This window comes from Labrys sp. WJW, assembly GCF_001676615.1.
In the GTDB taxonomy this organism is placed as follows: domain Bacteria; phylum Pseudomonadota; class Alphaproteobacteria; order Rhizobiales; family Labraceae; genus Labrys; species Labrys sedimenti.
In genome coordinates this window covers 1-3,750 of record NZ_LYXZ01000032.1, presented here as the reverse complement: position 1 = coordinate 3,750, position 3,750 = coordinate 1, and the positions used below count along the sequence as shown (strand labels likewise).

Here is a 3,750-nt window from a genome sequence, read left to right as displayed (position 1 = left end):
GGGCGATGCCGGCTCCAAGATCGCCGCTCTCGAAGCCGCAGGCGTCAGGGTCTCTCCCTCCCCCGCACGCCTCGGTACCACGCTCACCGAACTGCTGAAGGGTTGACATCAAGGGGCTGAGATCGGACCGGGGCCATGGCCCCGGCCTTCAGAACCGAAGGAACGGGACGATGGATCGTCAAGACGATAGGAACCTGCAAAGCTTCGCCTATGGTGGCGACGCCGAGTATCTCGAAGATCTCTATGCGCGTTACGAGGACAATCCGTCCTCGGTCAATGGCGAATGGGCGGCCTTCTTTGCCGGCCTCGCCGACGACAAGGCGATCGTCGAGAAGAATGCGCGCGGCGCGAGCTGGGCCAAGCCCAACTGGCCGATCGTGGCCAACGGAGAGATCGTCTCGGCCCTCGACAGCAATTGGGGCCAGATCGAGAAGAAGGTCGGCGAGAAGATCAAGGCCAAGGCGGATGCCCAGGGCGCGACCATCTCGTCCGAGGCCATGCTGCAGGCGACGCGCGATTCGGTGCGTGCCATCATGCTGATCCGCGCCTATCGCATGCGCGGCCATCTCTTTGCCAATCTCGATCCGCTCGGCCTGCAGGAAGCGCGGGACCACGAGGAACTGCATCCGCAGACCTACGGCTTTTCGGAAGCCGACCTCGATCGCAAGATCTTCATCGACCACGTCCTGGGGCTCGAATTCGCCACTGTCCGCGAGATCGAGGTCATCCTCAAGCGCACCTATTGCTCGACCCTCGGCGTCGAGTTCATGCATGTCTCCGATCCCGCCCAGAAGGCCTGGATCCAGCAGCGCATCGAAGGGGCGGACAAGGAGATCACCTTCACCCGCGAGGGCAAGCGCGCCATCCTGTCCAAGCTGATCGAGGCCGAGGGCTTCGAGAAGTTCATCGACGTCAAATATACCGGCACCAAGCGTTTCGGCCTCGACGGCTCGGAATCGGCCATCCCCGCGCTGGAGCAGATCATCAAGCGCGGCGGCGCGCTGGGCGTGCAGGACATCGTGCTGGGCATGGCCCATCGCGGCCGCCTCAACGTGCTGGCCCAGGTGATGGGCAAGCCACATCGCGCCATCTTCCACGAGTTCAAGGGCGGCTCCTATGCGCCCGACGACGTGGAAGGCTCGGGTGACGTGAAATACCACCTCGGCGCCTCCTCGGACCGCGAGTTCGACGGCAACAAGGTGCATCTGTCGCTGACCGCCAATCCCTCCCACCTCGAGATCGTCGATCCCGTGGTGCTCGGCAAGGTGCGCGCCAAGCAGGACCAGCAGGGCGACACCGATTCGCGCGCCAAGGTGATGCCGCTGCTCATCCATGGCGACGCTGCCTTCGCCGGCCAGGGCGTGGTCGCCGAATGCCTGGGCCTGTCGGGCCTGAAGGGCCACCGCACCGGCGGCTCGATGCATTTCATCATCAACAACCAGATCGGCTTCACCACCTATCCGCGCTATTCGCGCTCCTCGCCCTATCCATCCGACGTGGCGAAGATGATCGAGGCGCCGATCTTCCATGTGAACGGCGACGATCCCGAGGCGGTGGTGTTTGCCGCCAAGGTGGCGACGGAGTTCCGCCAGACCTTCCACAAGACCGTCGTCATCGACATGTTCTGCTATCGCCGCTTCGGGCACAACGAGGGCGACGAGCCAGGCTTCACCCAACCCCTGATGTATCGCAAGATCCGCTCGCATCCGGGCGTGGTCGAGCTCTACTCCAACAAGCTGATCGAGACCGGCGTGGTCACGGCCGGCGAAGTCGAGAAGATGAAGGCCGATTGGCGCGCCCGCCTGGAGGCCGAGCATGAGGCCGGCCAGGCCTACAAGCCCAACAAGGCCGACTGGCTCGACGGGCAGTGGGCAGGGCTACGTGCCATCGGCGCTACCGATGACGATCCGCGCCGCGGCGCCACCGGTGTCGACACCGCCAAGCTCATCACCATCGGTAATGCGCTGACCACGGTTCCCGAGGGCTTCCAGGTCCACAAGACCATCCAGCGCTTCCTCGATACGCGGCGCAAGATGATCGAGACCGGCGAAGGCATCGACTGGGCGACGGCCGAGGCTCTGGCTTTCGGTACGCTCTGCGACGAGGGCCACCGCGTGCGGCTGTCGGGCCAGGATTGCGAGCGCGGCACCTTCTCCCAGCGCCACTCCGTGCTGATCGACCAGGAGACGGAGAAGCGCTACACGCCGCTCAAGAACATCCGCGAAGGCCAGGGCAAATACGAGGTCATCAACTCGATGCTCTCGGAAGAGGCGGTGCTCGGCTTCGAATATGGCTACTCGCTGGCAGAGCCCAAGGCCCTGACCCTGTGGGAAGCCCAGTTCGGCGACTTCGCCAATGGCGCCCAGGTGGTGTTCGACCAGTTCATCTCCTCGGGCGAGCGCAAGTGGCTGCGCATGTCCGGCCTGGTCTGCCTGCTGCCGCACGGCTATGAGGGGCAGGGGCCCGAGCATTCCTCGGCCCGCCTCGAGCGCTTCCTACAGATGTGCGCCGAGGACAACATGCAGGTCGCCAACTGCACGACGCCGTCGAACTATTTCCACATCCTGCGCCGGCAGCTCAAGCGCGACATCCGCAAGCCCTTGATCCTGATGACGCCGAAGTCGCTGCTGCGCCACAAGCGCTGCGTCTCGAAGCTCAGCGAGATGGGGGCGGACACCACCTTCCATCGCATCCTGTGGGACGATGCCCAGTTCGGCAACTCCACCACCAAGCTGGTGGCGGACGAGAAGATCCGGCGCGTCATCCTGTGCACGGGCAAGGTCTATTACGACCTGCTCGACGAGCGTGAGAAGCGGGGCATCGACGACATCTATCTGCTGCGCGTCGAGCAACTCTATCCCTTCCCGCTGAAGTCGCTGGCCAACGAGCTGTCGCGCTTCCGCAAGGCCGACGTGGTCTGGTGCCAGGAAGAGCCCAAGAACATGGGTTCCTGGTCTTTCGTCGAGCCCTATCTGGAATGGGTGCTGGGGCAGGCAGGCACCAAGGCCAAGCGGGCTGCCTATGCCGGCCGGCCGGCTTCCGCCGCGACTGCAACGGGCCTGATGTCCAAGCATCTGGCTCAGCTGCAGGCCTTCACCGACGAAGCCCTGACGATCTGACGGGTTCATTTCGCACCGACAGGCGGGACCCGATCCCGCTTGTCGCAACTCCATTGAAAAGAGGGCGCCTGAAGGCGGGCGTGAAATCATGGCGACGGAAATCAAGGTGCCGACTCTCGGCGAGTCGGTCACGGAAGCCACCATCGGCAAATGGTTCAAGAAGCCTGGCGAAGTCGTGAGGGCGGACGAGCCCCTGGTTGAGCTCGAGACCGACAAGGTCACGCTGGAAGTCAACGCTCCTGCCGCCGGCGTGCTCGGCGAAATCCTGGCCAAGACCGGCGAGACTGTCGGTCCGGGCGCTACGCTCGGCACCATCGCGGCGGGCTCCGGCGCAGCCGCTGCCCCGGCAACTGCTGCGGCTCCGGCTCCAGCGGCACCGGCACCGGCTCCTGCCGCGCCTTCTGCCGCCGCACCGGTCTCTCCCGCGGCTCCGCCGTCGCCTGCCGCCGCCAAGATCGCCGCCGATCGCGGGCTCGACCCTGCCCAGATCGAAGGCTCGGGCCGCCGTGGCCAGGTCCTCAAGGGCGATGTGCTTGCGGCGCCTGCTCCTTCCGCCGCAGCTGCTCCGGCGCCGGCCGCCGCCCCGGTTCCGGCCGCGCCGCGCGTCGCTTCGCCGCCGGCCGATGCCGCG

General features: G+C 65.5%; 2 protein-coding genes and 1 pseudogene. All 3 read left to right on the top strand.

Annotated features, from left to right (window positions below; genetic code table 11):
• Positions 1 to 106 (top strand): annotated as a pseudogene (locus BA190_RS36020) (succinate--CoA ligase subunit alpha); the annotation flags it as partial.
• Positions 107 to 170: 64 nt separating this feature from the next.
• Complete coding sequence (locus tag BA190_RS19420; protein ID WP_068291006.1) at positions 171 to 3,119, top strand: 2-oxoglutarate dehydrogenase E1 component; 2,949 nt, start codon at positions 171 to 173, stop codon at positions 3,117 to 3,119.
• An 88-nt stretch (positions 3,120 to 3,207) separates the two neighbouring features.
• The coding region (locus BA190_RS19415; protein ID WP_202908491.1) for a biotin/lipoyl-containing protein at positions 3,208 to 3,750 on the top strand (543 nt) is incomplete at its 3' end.

Bases quoted from the DNA above. Each gene is read 5' to 3' on its own strand.
- BA190_RS19420 (WP_068291006.1), top strand. From the start codon at position 171: ATGGATCGTCAAGACGATAGGAACCTGCAAAGCTTCGCCTATGGTGGC.